Genomic DNA, 23,554 nt, shown 5'->3' on the forward strand with positions numbered 1-23,554 from the left:
AACGGGCTGGAAACGACCAGGAGGAACAGTTCAGATGAAGGCCAAGAAGATCGCTGCCGTTGTCGCCGCCACCGGTGGCCTGGTGCTCGCGGGCGCCGGCGTCGCCTCGGCGCACGGCGGCGCGCACGCGGACGGCTCCGCGGTCGCCTCCCCGGGTGTGCTCTCCGGCAACCTGATCCAGATCCCGGTGCACGTCCCGGTGAACGTCTGCGGCAACACCATCAGCGTGATCGGCCTGCTCAACCCGGCGTTCGGCAACGCCTGCCAGAACGTCTGAGCCGGTCCCGCCGCTGACCGGCGGGCCGTTCGACCCCGAGTTCCCGCCCCCGCGCGACCCCTGTGTCGCGCGGGGGCGGTCGCGTTCCCGGGCCCGGGGGGCGGGCGCCCCGGGCGGGTGAACGGTGCGGTTCCCCGGAAAGGGCGCAGCTCACCCGATCGGATGAACTGACTGCAGATGGCTCAACCTTCACCGTTAAGGGTCGTTGGAGTAGTGCCGCTGCCGTTTCGGCAGGCAATTCCGACTATCTGATCACTGGCCGGTTCCGGGCCCGGAAAATGCGGGAACCCGGCATCTCCGGGCCGGGCCGGACCAGAACGAGAAACCTAGGGGAGTCAATGCGACAGGTCGCCAGGAAAGGCATCCTCACGGCCATGGCCACCGGCAGCGTGCTGGCCTCGACCGCGGGCTACGCCCACGCGACCGCCGATGCGCACGGCGTGGCGGCCAACTCGCCGGGCGTGGGCTCCGGGAACTCGGTGCAGGTGCCCGTGGAGCTACCGGTGAACGCCTGCGGCAACACGATCAACGTGATCGGCCTGCTCAACCCGGCGTACGGCAACGACTGCTCCAACGTCGGCGCCGGGAGCCACCGGGGCACCGGGGGCCAGGGCGGCAGCACCGCCGGGCCGGGCTCCGCCGCGAGCGGGACGACGAGCAACTCGCCCGGCGTCGCCTCGGGCAACAACGTCCAGGTGCCGGTGGCCGCGCCGGTGAACGCCTGCGGCAACTCGGTCGACGTGGTCGGCCTCGGCAACCCGGCGTTCGGCAACGAGTGCGGCAACGCCACCACCCCGCACCACCACCCGACCACCCCGCCCCCGCACACCCAGCCGCCCGGCGACGACTGCCCGCCCGAGCAGACCGGCGGCGACCACGGCACCACTCCGCCCCCGCCGACCACCCCGGGCACCGACCGCACCGGCGGCCCCAACGGCGACCAGCCGTCCGCCCCGTCCACCCCCACGACCACCACGGTCGACCACCCGGCCGCGCCCGGCCCGGTGACCCAGGCCCGGGCCGCCGCCCCCGCGGACCGGGCGCAGCTGGCCTCGACCGGCGCGTCCGGCCTGGAGGTCATCGCCCCCGCCGGTGCCGCGCTGCTGCTCGGCGGCGGCGTGCTCTACCGCCGCTCGCGGGCCCTCGCCCGCCGCTGACCGCCCCGGGCGGCGCAGCAGCCGACCGGAACCGCGCCCGCGCCCGGGCACCCCGCCGCACGGAGCGGCGGGGTGCCCGGGCGCGGGCGTACGGATGCCGGGTGACCGCTACCAGGTGGAACGGACCTGCCGGATGATCTTCCGCTTCAGCCGGACCGTGCGGCTGCCGTCGGGGAACAGCCGGAGCCGGTCGAGCTCCCAGTTCCCGTACTCGGCGTGCTCGGTCAGGAGCTGGCGCGCGGCGTTCCGGGTGGTGCCGCGCGGCAGGCGGAGCGACTGGTACTCGTACTCCGGGAGCCGGACCGTTTTGGTAGGGATCAAGACCTCTCCTCCGCTGCTGGGCTGCCTGCAAGCCTACGGCGCTTCGCCGACGGGCGGCCGGTTCGGGTGCGGCCCGTCCGGGCGGACGGTTCGAGCCTCGCCCGGTCCGAGCTGATCGTCAATCAGTTTTCCGGTACCGGAAGGGATACCCGCGCCGGGCCGCGCCGATGCGCGGCCGGAGGCGGACAGGAGCGCGGACGGGAGCGCGGACGGGGCGGGAAACGGCGGTCGCAGAAGCACCCGGAACGGACATCCGGGGTGAACTTGCCCGGTTTTAGCGGCTGTAGGTGACAACCGCTGTGCGTGTCGTCGCCGGGTGGGGATAGCGTCTGCACCATGTCTGATGCCGCGCAGCTGACCATCACCGAGGTACGGGCCGCCGCAGAGGCGGTCAAGGCCGCCATCGACCGCCACCTGCAGGCCGTCTCCAGCTCCACCGAACCCGGCGATCCGGTCGTCGTCCACGCGTACGAGGAGCTCGCGGCGGCTGCCATCGCCTACGACCAGATCCTGTACGAGGTCTACGACGAGGTCACCCCCTTCGAGATCCCCGGCGACGACGCCGGGACCGGCTACCAGGGGCCCGACCACCCCGAGGCGATCAGCGTGCTGATCCGCCGCGACTACCTGATCGCCGACCCGAAGCGGCTGCGCGCCCAGGCCGAACGGGTCGACGAGTCGCTCGCGCCCGGCGCGGGCGCCGAGGGCGAGGTGACGGCGGCGATCGGCGTCCTGTTCGGCGAGTACGAGCCGGACGAGATCGCCGCCCGCGCCGAGGAGTTCGGCCTGGAGGAGGGGGACTCCACCCTGTGGGTTTCGGCCACCGAACCGGCCGACCCCGGCGAGTGGCTGCCCGAGCCCTTCGAGGGCGCCGACCCGGAGCTGCTGATCTGCCGCTTCGACGTCAGCGAGGTCTACGACGACGAGCTCGACGAGCTCTGACCCGGCCCCGGGCCGCCGAGGCAACGGGGCAGGGGGACCGGCGGTCGGACGGAGCCCGTCCGACCGGTGATCGGTGACGCGACCCGGGACCGGGGCGCCGGCCGCACCCGTGCGGTCGGCGCCCCGGCGCCCGCGCGTCCCAGGGAGGCCGGGGGACGGCCGCAGAAGATGGGTGGGCGGGGTGCGGTTCCGGCTTCTCGGAGCACTGGAGGTCAACCGGGACGGCACGTCCTTCGACGTGCCCCGCCCGCGGCTGCGGGCCGCGCTGGCCTTCCTGCTGCTGAACGCCGACCGGCCGGTCGGCACGGAGCGCCTGGTCGACGCGCTGTGGGGCGAGCACCCGCCGCGCACCGCCCGCAACCAGGTGCACACCGTGGTCTCCACGCTCAGACAGGCGCTGCCCCCCGAGGCCGCCGAACTGCTCCGCTCCGACCCGGCCGGCTACCGGCTCGCGGTCGACCCGGACAGCGTCGACGTCCGGCAGTTCGCCCGGGGGGTCGCCGCCGCCCGCGCGCTGGCCGCCGACGGCGCCCCCGTCGAGGCCGCCCGCGCCCTGCGCACCGCCCTCGACCTGTGGCGCGGCGAGGCCCTGGCCGGGATCGACGCCCCGTTCGCCGGCCCGGTCCGCACCCGGCTGGCCGAGGAGCGGTTCGCCGCCCTCGAACTGCTCGCCGACGCCGAACTCGCGGCCGGACGCCACCACCCGCTGGTGCCCGAACTGACCGCCCTGCTGCGTGAGTTCCCCGACCGCGAGGGCATCGCGGCCCGCCTCGCCACCGCCCTGCACCGCAGCGGCCGCCCCGCCGACGCACTGGCCGTCCTGCGCGACACCCGGACGCTGCTGGCCGACGAGTACGGGCTCGACCCCGGCCGGGCCCTGCTGGACGCGGAGGCCGCCGTCCTGCGCGGCGAGGACGCCGCGGGCGGTGCCACCGGGAGCGCCGGGACCGTCGCGGCCGCCCCGCAGCCGCCCGCGCCCGCCGGACCCCCGTCCGACCCCGGACCTCCCTCGTACCCGCGCCCGGCCCAGCTCCCGCAGGCGTCGCACGGGTTCGTGGGCCGCCGGGCGGAGCTCGACCGGCTGAGCGGGCTGGCGGCCGGGACCGGCCCGGCCGGGACCCCCGGGGACAACGGCCCGCGGACGGCGTTGGTGGTCGGCCCGGCCGGGATCGGGAAGACCGCGTTCGCCGTCCGCTGGGCGCACTGCGCCACCGCGACCGGGGCCTTCCCCGACGGACAGCTCTTCGTCGACCTGCACGGCTACGACGCGAACGAGTGCGAGACGGCGCCCCGGGTGCTGGAGCGCTTCCTGCTGGCCCTCGGCGTGCCCGGGCACCGGATCCCCGAGGACCCGGTGCTGCGCGAGGACCTGTACCGTTCGACCGTCGCCGGGCGCCGCCTGCTGGTGGTGCTCGACAACGCCCAGGACTACGAGCAGGTCCGCCCGCTGCTGCCGGGGACGGCGGAGAGCTTCACGCTGGTCACCAGCCGGGGCCGGCTCGGCCGGCTGGTGGCGCAGACCGGCGCGGTGCCGCTGCGGCTGGGCGTGCTGCCCCCGGCCGAGGCCGTCGCGGTGCTGGCCGAGCTCGCCGGGCCCGAACTCGTCCGGGCCGCGCCCGGGGCCGCCGCCGAACTCGCCGACCTGTGCGGGGGACTGCCGCTGGCGCTGCGGATCTCGGCGGTCCGGCTGGTCGAGGAGCCCGAGCTGCCGATCGGCGAGCTGGCGGGCGAACTCGCCCCCGAGCAGGACCGGCTGGCCGGACTCGGCCTGTTCGGCGACGACCTGACCGTCTCCGGGGCGCTCTCGCACAGCTACCGCCGCCTCGCCCCCGAGCAGGCCCGGCTGTTCCGCCTGGTCAGCCTGCACCCGGGGGCCAGCGTCCCGGCCGGGGCCGCCGCCGCGTTGCTCGAGCCCGCGGGCACCCCGCTGAGCGCCGGGGCCCCCGCCCCCGCCCGCCGCCTGCTGCGCACCCTGGAGGACGTCCACCTGCTGGAGCGCTCCGCCGCCGAGCCGGGCCACTACGCCATGCACGACCTGGTCCGGCTGTACGGGCGCCAGCTCGCCGCGGCGGCCGGGACGGACTGCGGCACCGAGGCGGGCGCGGAGGCCGCCGTCGCCCTCGACCGGCTCGCCGAGTGGTACATCGCGCACGCCGACGCCGCGTACCGGATCCTCGACCCGAAGCGGCTGCGCCCGCCCACCGAGCTGCAGCTCGGCTGGAGCGGCCCCGAGCCGTTCGCGGACAGCGACGGGGCGCAGCAGTGGTTCGTCCAGGAGTCGGACAACCTGTTGGCGCTGACCAGGCTGGGCGTCGCGCACGGGCGGCACCGGGCGGTGTGGCAGCTGGCGCTGCTGCACTTCACCCACCTGATGCGCAGCCACCGGCTCGGCCTGCTGGCCGAGGTGCAGCGGCTCGGCGAGGAGGCGGCGCTGGCGCTCGGGCACCGACTGGCGGCCGCGACCCTGGCCAACAACCGGGGCATCGCCTACGCGATCCGCCGCGACCGGGCCGCCGCCGGGCACCTGGAGCGGGCGATCGCCGGGTACGAGGAGATCGGCGAGCACGGCGGCGCCGCCCGGGCCCGGCTCAACCTGGGCAACATGCACTACGAGTTCCGCGAGCTGGAGCGGGCCGCGCACTACCAGGAGGGCGCCGTCGCCACCGCCCGGGCGACCGGGGACGACGCGCTGCTGTACCCGTCCCTGCAGAACCTCGCCCTGGTCCGCAACGAGCAGGGCCGCCACGCGGACGCCCGCGACCTGCTGGTCGAGGCGGTTGCCGTCAGCGAGCGGATCGGCACCGAGCACGCCGTCGCGGACTCCCGGGTGAAGCTCGCCTGGGTGCTGCAGCGCCTCGGCGAGCACCAGCGGGCCTTCGAGCTCTGCGAGGCCTCGCTCGCCGTCGCCCGGCGCTTCGGCGACCTGCTGATGGTCGGCCGGGCGATCGACCAGATGGGCACGGCCCGGATCTCCCAGGGGCGTTCGGCCGAGGCCCGGGAGCACTGGGAGGAGGCGATCCGGGTCTTCTCCGGGATCGGCAGCGTGGAAGCGGAAACGGTGCGCCGGCGGATGGCCGAGCACTTCTCCTGACCCGGCCGGATTTCCTGGGCGCCCCGCCGGATCCGCCGGATCCCCCCCCGGGGACCCGGCGGAATTCCCTCCTGATTAGCGCTCCGGCCGGACCGTCCCGACCAGCCGTGAACGGACTCTACGAGAGTTCGCTACTCGTTTTCTCTCCGCCCGCTACTCGCTCGGCGAAGGGCGGGTGAGCTGGATCACTTCGCGCAATCCAAGCCCGCTCCGGAAGGATTTCGGCTAATGTTCGAACCGCAACGGACCTGCATTCCGGTGCTCCGACTCGGGGGAGCGGAACACCGGAACGCGGTCGCCGATGCGGTCGTACGTCGCACGGGGGACTGCTGTCGATCCACGGCGGGCGAAGGAGAACGGCGGCTCGATGTCGAGGCGCCCGGGGGATTGCGGCGGCTCTCCCCCACCCGAGCCCGTCGAACGGCTGGCCCGGCAGCAGCGTGTACGTGTTCCGCGGGTGCGGAGGTGGGCGTCGTCCACCTCCGCACCCGCGGTGTTTCCGGGCCCCTGCGACCGGCGCGCCCGCGGCCCGGCCACCGCGCGGCCGCGGGCCACCGCGGTGGCCGGGCTACTGCGCGGTGAGGACGGAGCGCAGCCGGGTCGTGCGGTCCGGCGCGGGCCGCTCCGCGACCGCCTGGGCCAGCGCCGGGCCCACCGCGTGCACCACCGACAGGTGCCGCTCCGCGCGGCCGAACGCCGCGTACACCCACTGCCTGGTCAACTGCCCGGCCGCCTCCGGCGGCAGCACCACGACCACCGCGGGCCAGCGCCGCCCGACCGCCTGGTGGGCCGTCACCGCCCAGCCGTGGCGCAGCTTCCCGGCCTGGGCCGGGGTCAGCGTGATCCGGCCGCCGTCGGCCAGCTCCACGTGCAGGCCGCTCGCGTCGCCGTCCAGCACCCGCCCGGGCAGGTTGACGCCCAGTGCGGGGGAGTGCACCACCCGGTCGCCCGGGTCGAAGCCGCCGAACCGGCCCGGGCCGGGGTTGAGCCGGGCCTTGGCCGCCGCGTTCAGCGCCCGCGTCCCGGCCGGGCCGCCGTGGCCCGGGGTCAGCAGCACCGTCTGCTCCGGCGGCACGGACAGCGCCCGCGGGATCGAGTCGGTGAGCAGCTGGACGGCCCGGTGCACGGCCTCCCCGCCGTCCTGCGCGGTGAGGATCACCACCTCCTTGTCCGGAGCGTCCACCGGCAGCAGCTCGCCGACGCCGACGCCGGACACCAGCTCGCCGATCGGCCCGAAGTCCGGCGTCCGGGACGCCACCGCGGGGCAGGCCCGCGCGGCCCGCAGGTCGGCGAAGAAGCGGCCCGGACCGGCCGACCACAGGCCCTCCGGGTCTCCGGACAGCACCAGCCGGGCGCCGTCCGGCACCGCCTCCAGCAGCGTGGCCGCGGTCTCCACGTCCAGCAGCGGGGCGTCCAGCACCACCAGCACGTCCAGTTCGAGGGTGCCGTCCACCGCGCGCGGGACGTCGGCGCCGGACAGCAGGCCGTCCAGCGTGCCGATCCGCCCGGCGGCGGGGGAGTCCTCGGGCAGCAGCGCCGCCAGTGCGTCCCGCCCCTGGCCGGTCCAGGTGGCCGCCCAGGCCCGCAGGCCCAGCCCGGCCGCGGCGTGCAGCAGCGCGGCGGGCTCGGCCCGGGCCGCCTCGCCGCCGGTGTGCAGCACCAGGCCGGAGTCGGCCGCGGCCCGCACCAGCTCCTGCGCGGAGCGCGGCGCCGCCGCCGCGGCCTCCGCCCAGGCCGCCGGACCGGGCTGCGCGGGCGCGCCGCCCTCCTCCGGCTCCCCGTCGGTGCCGGGCACGAAGGTGGACAGCAGCCGGACCAGGCCCTCGCCGAGGCTCTCCTCCGCCAGCGCCAGCCGCTCCAGGGCGAGCACGGTGCGGACCGGCGGCTCCTCGTCCTCGTCGTGGCTGCCCGGCGGCACCGGCAGCTCCTCCTGGAACGGCATCACCCGCCCGTCCTCCAGCACCGCCTGCAGCGCGCCCTCCGGGTCCGGCACCCGCTGGGCGCGCAGCCCCTGCGCGACCTCGCCGAGCTCCTGCGCCGAGTGCCCGCGCAGCGCGGCCTGCTCCAGCAGCCAGGCGACCAGGGCCTGGGCCCGCCGCGGGTCGCCCGGCTGGGCGGCGGGGCCGAGCAGGCCCTTGGCGAAGCCGTCCGCGTGCTCGGGGCGCACCCCGGGCAGCGACAGCACCGCCCACGGGTCCTCCCGCAGCAGCTCGGCCGCGCCCTCGCCGAGCTCGGCCAGCGCGGTGGGCGCCAGCTCGGCGGGCGCCCCGCCGGCCGCCAGCACCTCGCCGACGGCCGCCAGCGCGGCCCGGCGCTGCGCGTCGTCGAGCGGGACGGGCCGGTCCGCCGGGGCGGACGGGCGGCGGACCGGACGGGCGGCGGGGGGCTCGGCTGCGGACGGCTCGGCGGCGGGCGCGTCGGTCACGGCCCCGTCCGCCACGGCCCCGTCGGTCGCGGCCCCGTCGGTCACCTCCTCGTCAGCAGCCGGGAGGTCGACGTCACGCGGACGGGGTGGGGCGACGATGTCGTTCGCGTTGATCGCGCCGATCGCCTTGGCCAGCGCGGCCACCGCGGCGGCGCGCTCCGCACCGGTGAGCGGCGCGCCGGGGCCCGCCGCCGGCTCCGGCGCGACCGTCGGCTCCGCCGGGCTCTCGGCCCGGTCCTCGGTCCGGTTCTCGGTCCGGTTCTCGGCCGGGCTCTCCTCGGGGGTGGTCATCGCGGGAAGGCTCCTTCGACGGGCGGGCGCTACAGCTCCGTCCAGCCCTGGTCCGGGTAGCGGTGCACCGGGGCCGACACGTCGTCCAGTGCAGCGCGGATCTCACCCGGAAGCGTAAGGGCCTCGACCGACAGCGAGGACTGCAGCTGGGCGGCGGTGCGGGCGCCCAGCAGGGTCGCCGACACGCCGGGGCGGTCGCGGACCCAGGCGAGGGCGACCTTCAGCGGGGTGGAGGCGAGCCCGTCGGCGGCGGTGGCCAGCGCGTCCACGATCCGCCGGGAGCCCTCGCCCAGGTACGGCTGCACCGGGCCGGCGGGGTGCGGGGAGGCGCCGCGCGACTCCGGGGGCACGCCGTGCCGGTACTTGCCGGTCAGCACGCCCCGGCCGAGCGGCGAGCAGGCCAGCAGGCCGACCCCGGCGTCCAGCGCGGCGGGCAGCGCCTCGCGCTCGATGCCGCGCTGCAGCAGCGAGTACTCCAGCTGGACGGAGGCCAGCGGGGTGCTGCCGGGCACCGCGTGCTGCCGGGCCGCGGACTTGGCGAGCTGCCAGCCGCTGTACTGGCAGACCCCGACGTACCGGGCCCGGCCGGAGGAGACCGCCAGGTCGAGCGCGTGCAGGGTCTCCTCGGTGGGGGTGGCCGGATCGTGCGCGTACACCTGCCACAGGTCGACGTGGTCGGTGTTCAGGCGGCGCAGCGAGGCGTCCAGGGCGGTCAGCAGGTGGCCGCGGGAGGCGTCGGGGCGGCGCGAACCGGGCCGGGCGCCCGCCTTGGTGGCGATCACCAGCTCGGAGCGCGGGACGAGGCCGTCGGTCAGCCGGGACAGCAGGTACTCGGCGCCGCCGTCCGCGTACACGTCGGCGGTGTCGACCAGGGTGCCGCCCGCGTCCACGAACGCCTTCAACTGCTCGGCGGCCTCGTGCTCGTCGGTGTCCCGGCCCCAGGTGAGGGTGCCCAGACCGAGCCGGGAGACCCGCAGGCCGGTCCGGCCGAGCCGTCGCTGTTCCATCGCGCCCTCCGTCACGCCCGCTGTGCCAATCGTGTCGGCGCAGGTCGGGGGCCTCGCCCCCCACGTGCTGTGAGGGTAGCGGCGAAACCCCCCGGCGCCCGGGAGCACCCGCGCGCCGCGCCGCCGCACGCTCCCCGGTGTGACCCGCACCACCCCTACCCGTCGGTAGCACGACCTCCGCCGGGGCGGCTACGCTCACCCGCACCACCGGACTGGAAGGCTTGGGCACATGCGACTCGGGATCAACCTCGGTTACTGGGGACTCGGCCTGGACGCCGACAACATCGCGGTCGCCCAGGAGGCCGACCGCCTCGGCTACGCGGTCTGCTGGGCCGCCGAGGCGTACGGCTCGGACGCCGCGACCGTGCTGTCCTACGTGGCCGCCAGGACCGAGCGGATCGACGTCGGCTCGGCGATCTTCCAGATCCCGGCCCGCACCCCCGCGATGACCGCGATGACCGCCGCCACCCTGGACACCCTCTCCGGCGGCCGCTTCCGGCTCGGCCTCGGCGTCTCCGGCCCGCAGGTCTCCGAGGGCTGGTACGGCGTCAAGTTCGACAGGCCGCTGGCCCGCACCCGCGAGTACGTGGAGATCGTCCGCAAGGCGATGTCCCGCGAGCGGCTGGTCCACGACGGCGCCCACTGGACGCTCCCGCTGCCCGGCGGCCCCGGCAAGCCGCTCAAGCTCACCGTCCACCCCGTCCGCGAGCGCATCCCGCTCTACATCGCCTCCATGGGCCCCAAGAACCTCGAACTCACCGGCGAGATCGCCGACGGCTGGCTCGGCCTCTTCTTCGCCCCCGAGCACGCCGCCCTCTCCACCGACGCCCTCGCCGCGGGCCGGGCCAAGGCCGGTCTCACCCTCGACGGCTTCGACCTCTGCCCCACCGTCAACATCGCCGTCGGCGAGGACGTCCGGGCCGCCGCCGACACCCTGCGCGACTACACCGCCCTCTACCTCGGCGGCATGGGCAGCAAGGAGAAGAACTTCTACAGCCAGCTCGCCCGCCGGATGGGCTTCGAGCAGGCCGCCGACGAGGTCCAGACCCACTACCTGGCCCGTGACAAGGCCGCCGCCGCGGCCGCCGTCCCGCACGACTTCATCGACGCCACCGCCCTCCTCGGCGACACCGCCCGGATCGCCGACCGCATGCAGGCCTACGCCGCCGCGGGCGTCACCACCCTCACCCTCGCCCCGGCCGGCTGGACGCTGGAGGAGCGCATCGCCGCCCTGCGCACCGGCGTCGACGCGCTGGAGCGCGCCGGGCTGGCCTGACGGCGCGCCCGGGACCGCCCCCGGGTCAGGCGCCGGGGGCGACCGCCCCGATCGCCGCCGTGACGGTGGCCCGGAGCTGCCGGGCGTCCGCTCCGGCGCGCGAGCGGATGTTCACCCCGTGCGCGAGGAGGGCCAGGACGTCGGCGGCGGACTCCGGGTCGGTGCCCGCGGCGAGCTGCCCCTGCCGCTGCGCCGAGCCGAGGGCGGTGCGCAGGGCGGCGCACAGCTGCCGGTGCTGCCGGTCGAGGACGGCCCCCACCTCGGGATCGCCGTTCTCGCCGCCCGCGTGGGCGTTGGAGACCATGCAGCCCCACCGGGCGAACTCGCCGGTGCAGCGGGTCTCGATCAGCCGGTCGAAGAACTCGCGGACGGCGGGCAGGCCGCCGCCGTCCTCCTCCAGCGGGCCGAGCAGGAGCCGCGAGCGGCTCCGGACGTAGCGTTCCAGGGTCGCCCGGTACAGCTCCTGCTTGCTACCGAACGTGGCGTACAGGCTGGATCGGTTGAGGCCGGTGGCGTCGACGACGTCCTGGACCCCGGTGGAGGCCGTGCCCCGCTGCCAGAAGAGCCGCATCGCCGCGTCCAGCGCCGCGTCCGGATCGAAGTGCTTGACGTCCGCCACGTTCCACCGCCCCTTCTTGAACCGATGGTTCCAAGATATCCGCCGCGGCCCTTGACCGGAGGAGCACTGCCGCCGCTATCTTGGAACGAGCGTTCCAGCTTGGGGCGGTCGGGGTGCCGGTGCGCCGGGGCGACGGCCGCCCGCCGGGCGCCCCCGCAGGCACCACCCCGTCCACCGCACCGGCCCCGGGCCGGCCGACACCCCGTGGAGAACCGTGAGCCTCAACGCCGAACTGCGCGCCTTCTTCGAACAGCGTCAGCAGCAGCTCCCCGCCGAGGTCCGCGCCGTGATGCGCCGGGCGACCCGGGACCTGGTCGACTCCGGCCGGGCGGACCGGGCCCTGGCCGTCGGTGCCCGGGCGCCGCACTTCACCCTGCCCTCGGCCGACGGCCGGAGCGTCGACCTGGCCGGGCTGCTCGCCGACGGCCCGGTGGTGCTCACCTTCTACCGGGGGGCGTGGTGCCCCTACTGCAACCTCGCGCTGCGCTCCCTGCAGCAGCACCACGACGCCGTTGCGGCCCGCGGGGCCCGTCTCGTCGCCGTCTCGCCCCAACTCCCGGACGAGTCGCTGTCGCAGGCCGAGAAGGACGGGCTGACCTTCGACGTGCTGAGCGACCTCGGCTGCGAGACCGCCGCGCGGTACGGCCTCGCCTTCGACCTGCCGGACGACCTCGCGGCCGTCTACGCCCGCTCCGGCATCGACCTGGCCCGCTCCAACGGCGGTCACCCGCGCACCCTGCCCGTCCCGGCGACCTATGTCATCGACCGTGCGGGAACTATCCGTTGGGCCTTCGTCGACGCGGATTACACCGCCCGCGCCGAGCCCGCCGACATCCTGGCCGTGCTCGACCGACTGGGCTGAGCGACGACGGGCCGTCCGCGCACCGGTCCGATTCCCGGCCGCCGAAATCCGGGGCCGGGCATTCCGAGTGTGTTCATGCCGTGCCGGAACGGGCACCGGCGAATGGCGATCCTGCGGTGGGGGAGCATTCGCCCGGGGCGGGGAGGGAATCCGCCCGGGCCGCCGTCCGGGTCGGACGTCCGGTCCCGTCGAGTTCCGGGAGCGCCAGCAGGATCGGCAGGTCGAGCTGGGTCACCTCGCGGAGCTGGACGTCGGTGCTGTAGGCGCGGCCGCCGCGGGCCCGGACCGCCCACCCCGATCCGACCAGTCGGGGCGGGCGGATCCGGTGCCGGGAGGAGCCCTCCAGGGCCACGGCGGCGGCCCGGATGAACCACAGGCCGTCGGGGACCTGCAGGTGGAACGGTCTCGCCTCGTCCAGGACGTCGCACGCCTGCGGGTACCCCTCCACGATCGGGGTGTTGAACGCGCCCACGTAGACCCTGACCGGGCCGACGTCGGCCGGGAAGTAGAGCTGCCCGGTGACGGAGGACAGGCCGTGGCCGCCCCGGGCGACCGGTGGCGCGGCCGGCGGGGCGAGCGCCGGCAGGTCGTCGTCCTGGGCCAGCGAGCGGTAGCGGGTGGGCGAGATGCCGACGCTGCGGGTGAAGCGGCTGGTGAAGGTGCCCAGGCTGTTGTAGCCCACTCGGTAGGTGATGTCGGTGACGCTGTCCGAGGTTTCCAGCAGGTATCTCTTGGCCATGAAAATTCTGATGGCGGTGAGGAACCTCCCGGGCGACGTCCCGGTCAGCTGATTGAATATCCGGGTGTAATGGAACTTGCTGTAGGAGGCAATTTCCGCCAGCTGTTCGAGGGAAATGGGATTGGCGTGCTCTTGCCACATGACGTCTATACTGCGCTCTATTGCCGCCGCAATCGACATTAGGCTCTCCCCGCTCGGAATCGTGGTGGTTTCGCGCGCCTTGCCTCGGATCGGTGTGGTCCTGCTCGGATCTTCACGGGGCTGTGAGCAGCCCACCCGGCCCGGGCGGTGCGGCCCCGGTGCCGGGTGTGGCGGCTGCCACGAAGGCTCAGTGGTCTGGTGGCTCCCTCATTCGGAGCGGTGCTCCCCGGTGCTCGTCGGGACCGGCCGGGGGCGCCCCGGCCGGTTTTCGGCGCAGACACATCGTTTTGCTGGTGGGTAACTCTCGCACCTTCTGAATTGCGGTGTGGGGCAACTAGTGGAACTCCCTCCAGGGTGAGGGCAGCCTATACGTCCCTGAATGTCCAGTGCCGGATGCGGGCGGCAAACGCGGAGAAGCGCGCCGCCCGGTGCGCCCGGAAAAATGGCGCCGGATCGGATTGAACGCGCTTCACCGGGGAAGGGAATGCCGACATGACCGCAATGCAGGACGTCTGCGCCGACCTGGCCGCGGAAGGCGCCGGACTCGCCCGGCTGGTGGCGGGGCTCCCGCCCGGGCAGTGGTCCGCGCCGACCCCGGCTGCGGGCTGGACGGTCCGGCACCAGGTGGCGCACCTGGCGCAGGTCAGCCGCCTGGTCGGCCTCGCGGTGCGCGACCCGGCCGCCTTCGAGGCCGAGACCGCGGCCGTCCGGGAGGACGCCGCGGCCGGCACCGCGGCCGCCCTCGCCGAACGCCTCGCCGAGCCCGTCCCCGAGCTCCTGCGTCACTGGGCCCGGTGGCGCGCCGGCGCGGCGGAAGGGCTCGCCGCCGTGCCCCGGCGCCAGCCGGTGCCCTGGCTGGCCGACCCGCTCCCGGCCAGCGTGCTCGCCGCGGCCGCGCTGACGGAGCTGTTCGCGCACGGCCACGACATCCACGAGGCCCTGGGCGTCCCGTACGCCTTCACCGACCGGATCGGCCACGTCGCCTTCCTGGGGACCAGGGCCCGGGACCTGGCCTACCGGGCCCGCGGGCTGGAACCCCCCGCCGAGCCGTTCCGGTTCGAGCTGACCGCCCCGTCCGGGGTCCGGTGGGCCTTCGGCCCCGAGGACGCCGACCAGCGGGTCTCCGGTCCGGCCGCCGACTTCTGCCTGCTCGTCACCCGGCGCAGGCACCGCGACGACCTCGCGCTGACCGCCGTCGGCCCGGTCGCCGACCACTGGCTGGGCATCGCCCGGACCCACCTCGTCGCGCCCGGCGGCGGCCCGGGGCGGATTGGGCAATATCGCGTATAGAGCGACCGTTCGGCGGCCTGGTTTCCTCGCAGTCGGGCCGATCGGCCCGTCCGCTCCGAGGGACCTGGAGGCACCGTGCCGGAACAACGGGTGAGTGGGTGGCTGCTGGCCGGACGGGCCTGCGCCACCGCGTCGATCCTCGCCGGACACCTGATCGCCGCCCTGCCGCGGCTGCTGACCCGGACCGGCCGGGACCGGCTGGCCGAGCGGGCGCCCGAGCTGCTGACCGCGCTCGGCCCGTTCTTCGTCAAGGCGGGGCAGCTGGTCAGCACCCGGCGCGACCTGCTCCCCGAACGCTGGTGCGACGCGCTCGCCGAACTGGCCGACGAGGTCCGCCCGCCGCGCCGCGCCGCGGTGGCCCGGGCCCTCGCGGCGGCCGGACTCGCCGACGCCTTCGCCGAGTTCGAGTGGGACCCGGTGGCCTGCGGCAGCATCGCCAGCGTCCACCGGGCCCGGCTCGCCGACGGCACCGAGGTCGCCGTCAAGGTGCAGCGGCACGGCCTGCGCCCGGTGCTGGAGGCCGACCTGCGGCTGGCCCTGCTCGGCGCGCGCGCCGGACGGCTGCTGCCGAGCATGCGGGACCTGCCCGCCGAGGAGATGATCGGCCAGCTCGGCGCCGCCGTCCTGCACCAGCTCGACTTCACCGCCGAGCGCGAGTCCCTGCTCCTGCTGCGCGCCAACCTCGCCGACCACACCGACCTGCGGATCCCGGCACCGGTCGAGGAGCTGTGCGGGCCCGGGGTGCTCACCATGGAGTTCGTCCCCGGCATCAGCCGCTTCCGGCCGCTCGGCATGACCCCCGAACGCCGCCGGGAGGTGGTCCGCGACGTGCTCCGGGCCGTCTACCGGATGCTCTTCGTCGACGGCCTGGTCCACTGCGACCTGCACCCCGGCAACCTCTGCCTCGACGGCGAGGGCCGGGTGGTCGTCCTGGACGCCGGGTTCGTGGTGCGCCTGCCCGACGCCGTCCGGCGCTACTTCGCCGGGTTCTTCCTCAACATGGCGCAGGGCAACGGCCCGAAGTGCGCCGACATCGTCCTGGACAGTGCCGCGCGGCTGCCCGCGGACCTCGACCGCGAGGGCTTCCGGACCGCCGTCACCGAACTGGTGGACGAGGCCTTCGGAGCCCTCTCCAAGGACTTCGAACTCGGTGCGTTCGCTCCCCGCCTGTTCAAGCTCCAGCGCGACCACGGGGTGTTCGCCGCGGCCGAGTTCGCCTTCCCGCTGCTGTCGTTGCTGGTGCTGGAGGGAATGATCAAGGAGTTCGACTCCGAGGTCGACTTCCAGGCCGAGGCCGTCCCCGTGCTCATGGCCTCCTTCGCCGAGGACGTCCGGGTGGACGCCGAGCGCGCCGCCGACGCCGCCCCGCGGGAGCGGGCGTGAACGCCCCAGGGCGGGCTGCGGCGCTGGTCGCCGTGACCGGGGGCACCGGCTTCCTCGGCGCGCACACCGTGGCCGCCCTGGTGGCCGCGGGGGCCCGGGTGCGGCTGCTGGTGCGCGACCCGGCCCGGGCGGCGCCCGCGCTCGAACCGCTCGGGCTCGACCCGGAGAGCTGGCGGACCGTCGTCGGCGACGTCACCGACCCGGCCGCGGCGGACCGGCTGTGCCGGGGCGCCGACGCGGTGGTCCACCTCGGCTCGGTGTACTCCTTCGACCGCAGGCGCCGCGACGACATCGCCCGCACCAACGTGCGGGGCACCGAGACCGTCCTGCGGGCCGCCGTCCGCTCCGGCGCGGGCACCGTGGTGCACGTGTCCACCGTCGGCGCGCTGCTCCCCAGCGCCGACCCCGCCCTGCACGACGACAGCGCCGTGGGGCGCCCGGCGGAGCCCTACCTGGCCAGCAAGGCGGCCTGTGAGCGCACCGCCCGGTTGCTCCGGAGCGAAGGCGCCCCGGTCCGCATCGTCTACCCGCCCGCCCTGCTCGGACCGCACGACCCCCGGCTCGGCGACCAGACCGGCCGACTGCGCGACGCGCTGCGCGGACTGATGCCGCTCTGGCCCACCGGCGGCTTCCCGCTCGGCGACGTGCGGGACACGGCCGCCGCCCTGGCCGGCCTCGCCACCGGCCCGGCCGCGGACGCCCCGGACCGCCTCTTCACCCCCAACCGCTACCTCAGCACCGCCGACTACCTGGCGGCCCTGCGCACCGCCACCGGCCGCGCCCTGCCCGCCGCCCGGCTGCCCGGCCGGGCGATGCTCCCCGCGGCCCGGCTCGCCGACCTCCTGCAGCGCTGGTGGCCCTGGCACGTCCCGGCCGAGTACGGAGCGGCCTACACCTGCGTCCACGCCGTGCCCGTCGCGGAGACCGCCACCACCGGCGGCCCCGCGCCCCGGCCGGTCGAACGGACGATGGCCGACACCGTCCACTGGCTCCACCGGCAGGGCCTGCTGACCCGGCGCCAGGCGGGGACCGCGGCCGGACCGGCCGCCCCATGACACGGCGGTACCGCACGGTGCCCCGCGACCGGAGGAGACGAACGTGACAGCTGAACGGACCCAGCACGACCCGGCGGAGCAGTACGCGGCCTACCGCCACTGCCGGGAGGCGGTGACGGGCCTGCTGGCCGTCCCGCCCGACCCGGCGGCCCTGCGCGTGCCCGCCTGCCCCGAGTGGACCGCCCGGGACCTGGTGGGCCACCTGGTGCACATCTGTGAGTCGTTCGTGGCCCTGGAGGACAGCCAGATAGACCTCGACCCGCTGGCCGACGTGCCGCAGGCCGAACTGCTCCACCGCTGGGAGGAACTGGACGGACCGCTCCGGGCGGCCCTGGACCGCAGCCCGGAGCTGCGCCGCCGCATCCTGCTGCTCGACGTGTTCTCGCACGAGCTCGACCTGCGGCTGGCGCTGGGGCTGGACGTGCCCGCCGAACCGGCCGCCCACCCCGCCTTCGGGGGCGCGCTGGACCTGTCCACCACGGGCTTCGGCCTGGCGGTGCACGGCGGCGGGCTGCCGGCGCTGCGGATCGAGGTCCCCGGCCGCTCCTGGGAGGTGGGTGAGGGCGCCCCCGCCGCGACGCTGAGCGGACCCGCGGTGGACGTGTTCCGGTCGCTGACCGGCCGCCGCACCCGGGCGCAGATCGAGGGCCTGGAGTGGACCGGCGAGCCGGCCGGGAAGTGGGCGCAGGCGTTCTCCTGGGGCCCGTTCGCGCCGCCCCGGGCCGAGGTGGAGCCGCTCGCCGGGCGCTGAACGCAGCCGGGCGGCGGGCGCGGTGGACGACAACACGGCGGAGGGGCGGGACCACCGGACAGTGGTCCCGCCCCTCCGCCGTGCGGCGGCGCCTCATGCCCCGGTCAGCGACGGCACCCGGTTCGCGGCGACGTGCGGCGCGGGCAGCCGCGGGGAGTCGAGCTCCGGCAGCGCCAGCAGGATCGGCAGGTCCAGCGGGGTGAGCGGGCGCGCGACCAGCCGGACGGGGAGGCTGTCGTGCCCGTGCCGCACGCAGAGTTCTGGACCTGAGGCGACCAGCAGCGGCCGCCGCTCCCACGGCGGCGCCGGGAAGTCGCTCGCGGCGACCACGGCCGCCCGGATGAACCAGACGCCCTCGGGAACGCGCAGCGCGAACGGGCCGGCCCCCTCCAGGACCTCGCAGGCGACCGGACGGCCCTGGACGATGGGCTCGCGGAAGGCGCCGACGTAGATCCGCACCGGACAGCCGGTCTCCGGCGAGCGGATGCTGCCCTGCACCGTGCAGGTGCGGCGGCCGCCGTCGGGGTGGGCCGGTCCGCTGCGCTCGGTCAGGCCGGCCCGGGCCATGGTCCGGTAGCGGGCGGGGGAGAGGCTGACGCTGCGGGTGAAGCGACTGGTGAAGGTGCCGAGGCTGTTGTACCCGACGCGGTAGGAGATCTCGGTGACGCTGAGGTCGGTCTCCAGCAGCATGGTCTTCGCCTGGTGCAGGCGGACGGCGGAGAGGAAGCGCCCGGGCGAGGTGCCGGTGAGGTTGCGGAAGACCCGGGAGAAGTAGAACTTGCTGAGGATCGCCGTGTTCGCTATCTCGTCGAGCGAGAGTGGCTCCTCGTATCTTTCCCACATGGTGGATATCGCACGTTCGACAGCGGTCTGCACAGCTTCTCTCCAAGTTCGTCGATTATCGTCGGCGAGGTTCCGGAGGATTCCGGGAATTCCAGCTGCTCTCCTCCGGTCGCGGGAGCGCGACGTTCTCAGGAGGCGGATCGGGGGGCGTGGAAATCGGTGGAGCCGTGTTCTGGGACGTGTGCGGGAGCGCGCCGGAGCGGGCAGGGCGCCGGAACGGAGGAGGGGATTCGCGCAACGGCTCCCGGGGTGGCGCGGGGAATTCCGGGTGCCGGTTCTTCGGGAACGTCGGGCGTCAGCCGTCGGAGAGCCGGGTGCCGGTCTCCGGGCGGCCGGGGTCAGTCCGCGTGGAGGAGGTGCCGGACGCGCCGCCGGGCCGCCCGCAGGGCCGCCCAGGCGCAGGTCGCGAGGACCTCCCGGTCGCCCGCCCCGGCCTGCCGGACGGCGGTGACGACCCGCTCGTCCACCCGGTAGGAGGCCAGCGCGGTGAGCAGGGCGAGCTCGCCCGCCGGGCGCTCGTCCGGCGGCAGTTCCCGCAGGGGGGCGCCCAGCCAGGCCCGGCCGAGGCCGGGGTCGGTGCCGTCCCAGCGGTCGAGCTCGGCCGCCACCACCGCCCGGACCGCGGCGGGCACCAGGTCGGCGCCGGTCCGTTCCACGGCCGCCGCGGCCCGGGCCAGCGCGGCGCTGATCCGCGGGTCGGCGGCGGCCCAGTCCAGGTCCGGCGGCAGCGGGGCGGGCGGCAGCAGGGACAGCGAGGCGCCCGGTGCGACGGCTGTGCGGGCGGAGCCCCGCATCAGGCCGACCAGGACCCGGAGCACCGGCCCGAGCGCCCGCTCGGGAGCGTTCGGTGGCAGCGGGTACGGTCCCAGGAAGACGTTGACCACGCGGTTGAGGTACTGCAGGCAGAGCGCGGTCCCGGCCAGTTCGGGGAGCAGCTCGGGCGGGAACGGCGGCTCGCCCCCGCGGGTGGCCCACGCCGTCACTTCCTCGGTGCTCGGCCCGTCCCGGTCGGCCCGGCGCCGCCGGACGGGCCGGGCGGACAGCGAGTCGAGCATGGTGCCGTGCACGGTGGTGCAGAACGGGCACCGGTTGCCCGCCGAGACGGCCGCCGCCACCGCCTCCTTGGCCGCCCGCGGGGCGCGCCCCCCGACCAGCATGGTCTCGCGCAGGACCGCCCAGCAGGCGGTCAGCAGCTCGGGCACCGGGGCGTGCAGCGCCACCGGCGGGGCGAGCACCCCGAAGTCGCGTTCCAGGTCCCGGTAGACCCTGGCCGTGTCGCCGGTCGCCGCCCCGAAGGACACCGTCGACAGATGGCGGACCTGGAGCAGGGACAGGCCCCTGAGCGGGGCCTGGACGAGCCGCCGTCCGCCGTTCACGACCCGCCCCCCGGTCCGTTGCCGGTACCACCGCGGTGCGTCCGTCCCTCGTCCCCCGCAGGCATCCGCGAGTCCTCCCTCGGCTGGTCGACGTCTTCCACCGGCGCTGCACCCGATCGTGACACCCGCAACGGGTCCGTCCTTCTTCCCGCTTGCGCAGTCCCCCGCCCCGGGACGTCCGGGCCCGGGGCGGGGCCGTGCGGACCCGCCCTAGGGGACGGGGAAGAACGCCCGGACGAAGCGTTCGAACATCGCGTCGCCGATGGTCCAGCGCATCCGCGGCAGCAGCCGGGACGGCACCCCGATCCGGTAGCGGATGCGCGGGCGGTCGCTGGTGACGGCCTTCTCGATCACCTTCGCCACGGTCTCCGCGCGCACCGCCATCCGGCCGCGGCCGCTGGGGTTCTCGGTCTCCCGGTAGGCGCCGTGCCAGTCGACGAAGTACTGCCAGAAATCGTCGTACAGGCCGTTGCGCTCCTGCCCGGACATGCCGAGGTCGGCGACCGAGGTCGGCACGAACCCGCCGAGCACCGGGGACGGCTCGATCAGCACCACCTTGATGCCGTCCCGGGCCACCTCCAGGCGCAGCGAGTCGCTGACGGCCTCCAGGGCGTGCTTGGTGGCCTGGTAGTAGCCGCGGCCGGGGGTGGCGAACTGGCCGAAGATGGACGACATCATGACCACCCGCCCGCCGCCCTGGGCCCGCATCCCGGGCAGCACCAGCTGGGTCAGCCGGCACAGCCCGAAGAGGTTGGTCTCGAACTGCCGGCGCACCTCGTCGACGGGGGTCTCCCCGATGGTGCCGTTGAGGCTGTACGCCGCGTTGTTGATCAGGGTGCCGACGGCGCCGTGCTCGGCGCCGATCTTCTCCACCGCGGCGGTCATCGACTCCTCGTCGTTGACGTCCAGCTGCAGGACCCGGATGCCCTCGGCGGCCAGGTCGGCCAGCGCCTCCGGGCGCCGGGCGGTGGCGTAGACCGGCAGGCCGGCCCGGTGCAGCCGCAGGGCGGCGGCCCGGCCGGTGCCGGAGGACATGCCGGTGCTGGAGGAGGCGCCGGTCAGCAGGACCGCGCGCGAGGGCCTGCTCACCTGCCCTCCGCCAGGCGCTCCGCGGAGACGGTCGCGTCCTCGGACTGCGAGGCGATCCGGCTGCGGGTCACCGAGTTGCCCAGGCCCAGGCCGTCCACCAGGCGGTTGATGAAGGCGAACAGGGCGGCGGTGAAGACCGCCTCCAGCACCTCCCCGTTGGTCCAGCCCGCGGCCTCGGTGGCGTCCCAGTCCTCGTCGGTGATCCGGAAGGCGCCGGTGCCGACCTTGGTGACCAGGCGCATCAGGACCTTGGTGCGCTCGTCGACCGGGAGCTCCTCCACCGAGGGGGAGTCCGCGATCGCGTCGACCAGCTCCTGCGAGCCGCCGAACTGGGCCAGGAACCAGTTGTGGGTGCCGACGCAGTACGGGCAGCCGTTGACCTTGGAACTCCAGGCGGAGATCATCTCGCGGGTCGCGCGCGGCAGCACCCCGTCGTTGAAGACCCCGCCGTAGCCGGCGATCACCACCTCCAGCAGGTCGGGGCGGGTGGAGACGAGCCGGAACATGTCCGGGACGAAGGGGATGCCCATCCGCGACTTGATCGCGTCGTAGAGCTCCTTCGTGCGGCCCTCGGCCGCGTCCTCCTCGACCAGCGGGACGCGGACCGTGCTCAGCACGTTCGGATCGGTCATGGGTGATCGCCCTCCCTTTCGGCGGTGCGGCCGGCCCGCGGAATTCCCCGGAATTCACGGGGCAGTGCGCGGAATTCCTTTTCGGCGGCGGCCGCGCGGTTTTTCCCATGGTGGCAGGAATGGGACCGCACCTCCGTCTCCCAGGTTGCCCTGGGCGGGCCGGTCCACCGCGGCCCCGCCCGGGGCGCCGCCCGCACGACGACGGCCGCCCCGGTGCGCGGGGCACCGGGGCGGCCGTCGTCGTGCGGGCGGGGTCACTCGGCGCGGAGCCAGTCCGCCAGTCGCTCGCCGATCATGATCGAGGTGAGGTTGGTGTTGCAGTTGACGATGTGCGGCATGACCGAGGCGTCGGCCACGTACAGGCCCTGCGTGCCGTGCACCCGCAGCCGCTGGTCGACCACCGCGCCGTCGTCCTCGGCGGTGCCCATCCGGGCCGTGCCGACCGGGTGGTACCCGCTGTCCAGACTGGTCCTGACGTACTGCTCGATCATCGCGTCCTTCTCGACCAGCCGGTCGCTCAGCACGATGAACCCGTCGCCCATCGAGGCGATGCCGGGGTGGTTGGCCAGCTCCCAGCAGGTGCGCACGCCCTCCACCATCTTCTCCAGGTCGCGGTCGGTGGAGAGGAAGTCCAGCTGTATGTCGGGCCCGGCCGCCGGGTCGGTGGAGGCCAGCCGCAGCCGGCCCACCGACTCCGGTTGCTGGTCCACCACCATCACGCCGAAGATCATCGGTGCCTGGGCCAGCATCTGCAGCTCCGGGAAGAGCGTCAGGTCGAAGTGGTTGACCATGTAGTACTGCATGTCGTTGAAGTCCGCGGAGCCCTTGGAGGTGGTCCGCACCATCGACTGCAGGAACGGCACGTCGGTGGCGACCGTGCCGTCCTTGGGCCGCAGGAAGACGCCCGTGCGCGGGTGGTCCTGCAGGTGGGCGCCCACGCCGGGCCGGTCGAGCCGGACCGTGATGCCCAGGCGGGTCAGGTCCTCGGCCGGGCCGATCCCCGAACGCATCAGCAGCGCCGGGGAGTTGACCGCGCCGGCGGACAGCACCACCTTGTGTGCCCGGAGCTCCTCCGGCACCCGCCCGGCCGCCGCCGCCAGGACGCCCACCGCGCGGTCGCCGTCGAACAGCACCTCGTGCACCAGGACGCCGCCGAGCACCGTCAGGTTGGGGCGTCCCCGCACGTCGTCGGTCAGGTACGCCATCGCGGTGGAGACCCGGTAGCGCGGGTCGCGGCGGTTGGACGGGATCGGGCCGATGCCGGTCGCCTCGGGGTGGTTGTGGTCGGCGACCTCGGGGAAGCCGGCCGCCAGGCTCGCCTCGGTGAAGGCGACCTGCATCGGCGTCATCTCCTGCGGCCGGAAGCGGCGGATCGGCACCGGCCCGCCGCTGCCGTGGTACCGGTCGGAGAAGTCCAGGTCGTCCTCCAGCCGCCGGTAGTACGGCAGCACCTGCTCGTACGTCCAGGCCGGGTTGCCCGCGGCCGCCCAGCGCTCGAAGTTCTCCGGGACGCCGCGCAGCGCGATCGTCGCGCCCACCGCGGACGAGCCGCCGGTGATCTTCCCGCGCGGGAAGATGATGCGCCGGCCGTCCAGGATCTCGGCGCGGAAGCGCCAGTCGTGCGCGCTCATCGACATCGCGTTGCCGTCGATGACGTCCTTGGGGATGTCGGCCGGGTCGGGGAAGTCCGGACCGGCCTCGAGGAGGAGCACGGAACGGCCCGGGTCCTCGCTCAGCCGGGCCGCGAGGGCAGCGCCGGCCGAGCCGGACCCGACGACTATCACGTCATACGTGTGCACCATGGATTAAACCTCGCCAGACGGGGATTCGAAGAGGCCGATCTCACCCAGAGTTTCTCAGTCGCTCCGCGCCCGGTCTTCTCCGAAACTGCCCACCCGGGCGCCCCCGGAAATCCCGACCGGCCGACCCGGGTATGGCGGCGGAACCCCGGCAACGTCAGAGAAGCACGCTTTGTCGGCGCGGGACA

The 23,554-nt window shown here is 75.2% G+C and carries 20 protein-coding genes; 10 read left to right on the plus strand and 10 right to left on the minus strand.

Annotation, left to right across the window (positions count from 1 at the left end; translation table 11 throughout):
- Positions 1-34: 34 nt before the first annotated feature.
- Together QSK52_RS03190 and QSK52_RS03195 are read left to right on the plus strand one after the other, a co-directional pair.
- The gene (locus QSK52_RS03190; RefSeq protein ID WP_033251881.1) at positions 35-277 is read left to right on the plus strand and encodes a chaplin; all 243 of its coding nucleotides are present in this window, start codon (positions 35-37) and stop codon (positions 275-277) included.
- A 374-nt stretch (positions 278-651) separates the two neighbouring features.
- Positions 652-1,434, plus strand: a complete 783-nt coding sequence (locus QSK52_RS03195) for a chaplin (protein ID WP_352230257.1) — start codon at positions 652-654, stop codon at positions 1,432-1,434.
- Between the two features lie 108 nt (positions 1,435-1,542).
- Here QSK52_RS03195 and QSK52_RS03200 read toward each other — a convergent pair whose 3' ends face one another.
- On the minus strand, positions 1,543-1,752 hold the full coding sequence (locus QSK52_RS03200) for a DUF5703 family protein (RefSeq protein WP_033251932.1): 210 nt from the start codon (positions 1,750-1,752) through the stop codon (positions 1,543-1,545).
- Positions 1,753-2,091: 339 nt separating this feature from the next.
- Between QSK52_RS03200 and QSK52_RS03205 the strand changes: the two genes are divergently transcribed.
- Together QSK52_RS03205 and QSK52_RS03210 are read left to right on the plus strand one after the other, a co-directional pair.
- Complete coding sequence (locus QSK52_RS03205) at positions 2,092-2,697, plus strand: hypothetical protein (protein WP_285733209.1); 606 nt, start codon at positions 2,092-2,094, stop codon at positions 2,695-2,697.
- Positions 2,698-2,878: 181 nt separating this feature from the next.
- Positions 2,879-5,788 carry an AfsR/SARP family transcriptional regulator gene (locus QSK52_RS03210; protein ID WP_285733211.1) on the plus strand — a complete coding sequence of 970 codons (2,910 nt, stop codon included), beginning with the start codon at positions 2,879-2,881 and terminating at the stop codon, positions 5,786-5,788.
- Positions 5,789-6,356: 568 nt separating this feature from the next.
- Here the strand turns inward: QSK52_RS03210 and QSK52_RS03215 are convergent.
- On the minus strand, positions 6,357-8,504 hold the full coding sequence (locus QSK52_RS03215) for a helix-hairpin-helix domain-containing protein (RefSeq protein WP_285733213.1): 2,148 nt from the start codon (positions 8,502-8,504) through the stop codon (positions 6,357-6,359).
- A gap of 29 nt (positions 8,505-8,533) precedes the next feature.
- Positions 8,534-9,511, minus strand: coding sequence for an aldo/keto reductase (locus tag QSK52_RS03220; protein WP_285733215.1), 978 nt, complete (start codon positions 9,509-9,511; stop codon positions 8,534-8,536).
- A 229-nt stretch (positions 9,512-9,740) separates the two neighbouring features.
- Here QSK52_RS03220 and QSK52_RS03225 point away from each other — a divergent pair, with 229 nt between their 5' ends.
- Positions 9,741-10,787 carry an LLM class F420-dependent oxidoreductase gene (locus QSK52_RS03225; protein WP_285733217.1) on the plus strand — a complete coding sequence of 349 codons (1,047 nt, stop codon included), beginning with the start codon at positions 9,741-9,743 and terminating at the stop codon, positions 10,785-10,787.
- A gap of 25 nt (positions 10,788-10,812) precedes the next feature.
- Here the strand turns inward: QSK52_RS03225 and QSK52_RS03230 are convergent, their stop codons facing one another.
- Positions 10,813-11,406, minus strand: a complete 594-nt coding sequence (locus QSK52_RS03230) for a TetR/AcrR family transcriptional regulator (protein ID WP_285733219.1) — start codon at positions 11,404-11,406, stop codon at positions 10,813-10,815.
- Between the two features lie 214 nt (positions 11,407-11,620).
- On the opposite strand from QSK52_RS03230, the gene QSK52_RS03235 reads away from it, so the two are divergent.
- Positions 11,621-12,268, plus strand: coding sequence for a peroxiredoxin-like family protein (locus QSK52_RS03235; protein ID WP_285733221.1), 648 nt, complete (start codon positions 11,621-11,623; stop codon positions 12,266-12,268).
- Between the two features lie 73 nt (positions 12,269-12,341).
- On the opposite strand, the gene QSK52_RS03240 is transcribed toward QSK52_RS03235, so the two are convergent.
- Positions 12,342-13,187: a helix-turn-helix transcriptional regulator gene (locus tag QSK52_RS03240; RefSeq protein WP_352230258.1), complete on the minus strand. Its 846-nt coding sequence runs from the start codon at positions 13,185-13,187 to the stop codon at positions 12,342-12,344.
- Positions 13,188-13,640: 453 nt separating this feature from the next.
- On the opposite strand from QSK52_RS03240, the gene QSK52_RS03245 reads away from it, so the two are divergent.
- The 4 genes from QSK52_RS03245 (at position 13,641) to QSK52_RS03260 (ending at position 17,627) form a co-directional block, all read left to right on the plus strand.
- Positions 13,641-14,438 carry a TIGR03084 family metal-binding protein gene (locus QSK52_RS03245; RefSeq protein ID WP_285733225.1) on the plus strand — a complete coding sequence of 266 codons (798 nt, stop codon included), beginning with the start codon at positions 13,641-13,643 and terminating at the stop codon, positions 14,436-14,438.
- Positions 14,439-14,528: 90 nt separating this feature from the next.
- The gene (locus tag QSK52_RS03250; protein ID WP_285733227.1) at positions 14,529-15,821 is read left to right on the plus strand and encodes an ABC1 kinase family protein; all 1,293 of its coding nucleotides are present in this window, start codon (positions 14,529-14,531) and stop codon (positions 15,819-15,821) included.
- Positions 15,818-16,876 (plus strand): SDR family NAD(P)-dependent oxidoreductase, encoded by a 1,059-nt coding sequence (locus QSK52_RS03255; protein WP_285733230.1) that lies wholly within the window; start codon positions 15,818-15,820, stop codon positions 16,874-16,876. The genes QSK52_RS03250 and QSK52_RS03255 overlap by 4 nt, the downstream gene beginning before the upstream one ends.
- A 43-nt stretch (positions 16,877-16,919) precedes the next feature.
- The gene (locus QSK52_RS03260) at positions 16,920-17,627 is read left to right on the plus strand and encodes a maleylpyruvate isomerase family mycothiol-dependent enzyme (RefSeq protein WP_285733232.1); all 708 of its coding nucleotides are present in this window, start codon (positions 16,920-16,922) and stop codon (positions 17,625-17,627) included.
- Positions 17,628-17,720: 93 nt separating this feature from the next.
- On the opposite strand, the gene QSK52_RS03265 is transcribed toward QSK52_RS03260, so the two are convergent.
- The 5 genes from QSK52_RS03265 to QSK52_RS03285 form a co-directional block, all read right to left on the minus strand.
- The gene (locus QSK52_RS03265; protein WP_285733233.1) at positions 17,721-18,470 is read right to left on the minus strand and encodes a helix-turn-helix transcriptional regulator; all 750 of its coding nucleotides are present in this window, start codon (positions 18,468-18,470) and stop codon (positions 17,721-17,723) included.
- A 338-nt stretch (positions 18,471-18,808) separates the two neighbouring features.
- Positions 18,809-19,846 carry a carboxymuconolactone decarboxylase gene (locus tag QSK52_RS03270; protein ID WP_285733234.1) on the minus strand — a complete coding sequence of 346 codons (1,038 nt, stop codon included), beginning with the start codon at positions 19,844-19,846 and terminating at the stop codon, positions 18,809-18,811.
- Positions 19,847-20,056: 210 nt separating this feature from the next.
- The gene (locus tag QSK52_RS03275) at positions 20,057-20,935 is read right to left on the minus strand and encodes an SDR family NAD(P)-dependent oxidoreductase (protein WP_285733236.1); all 879 of its coding nucleotides are present in this window, start codon (positions 20,933-20,935) and stop codon (positions 20,057-20,059) included.
- Positions 20,932-21,567 (minus strand): carboxymuconolactone decarboxylase family protein, encoded by a 636-nt coding sequence (locus QSK52_RS03280; protein ID WP_285733238.1) that lies wholly within the window; start codon positions 21,565-21,567, stop codon positions 20,932-20,934. Before QSK52_RS03280 ends, QSK52_RS03275 begins: the two co-directional genes overlap by 4 nt.
- A 254-nt stretch (positions 21,568-21,821) precedes the next feature.
- The gene (locus QSK52_RS03285) at positions 21,822-23,369 is read right to left on the minus strand and encodes a GMC family oxidoreductase (protein WP_285733240.1); all 1,548 of its coding nucleotides are present in this window, start codon (positions 23,367-23,369) and stop codon (positions 21,822-21,824) included.
- Between the last annotated feature and the right edge of the window lie 185 nt (positions 23,370-23,554).

The organism is Kitasatospora phosalacinea (assembly GCF_030268885.1).
Lineage (GTDB): Bacteria > Actinomycetota > Actinomycetes > Streptomycetales > Streptomycetaceae > Kitasatospora > Kitasatospora phosalacinea_C.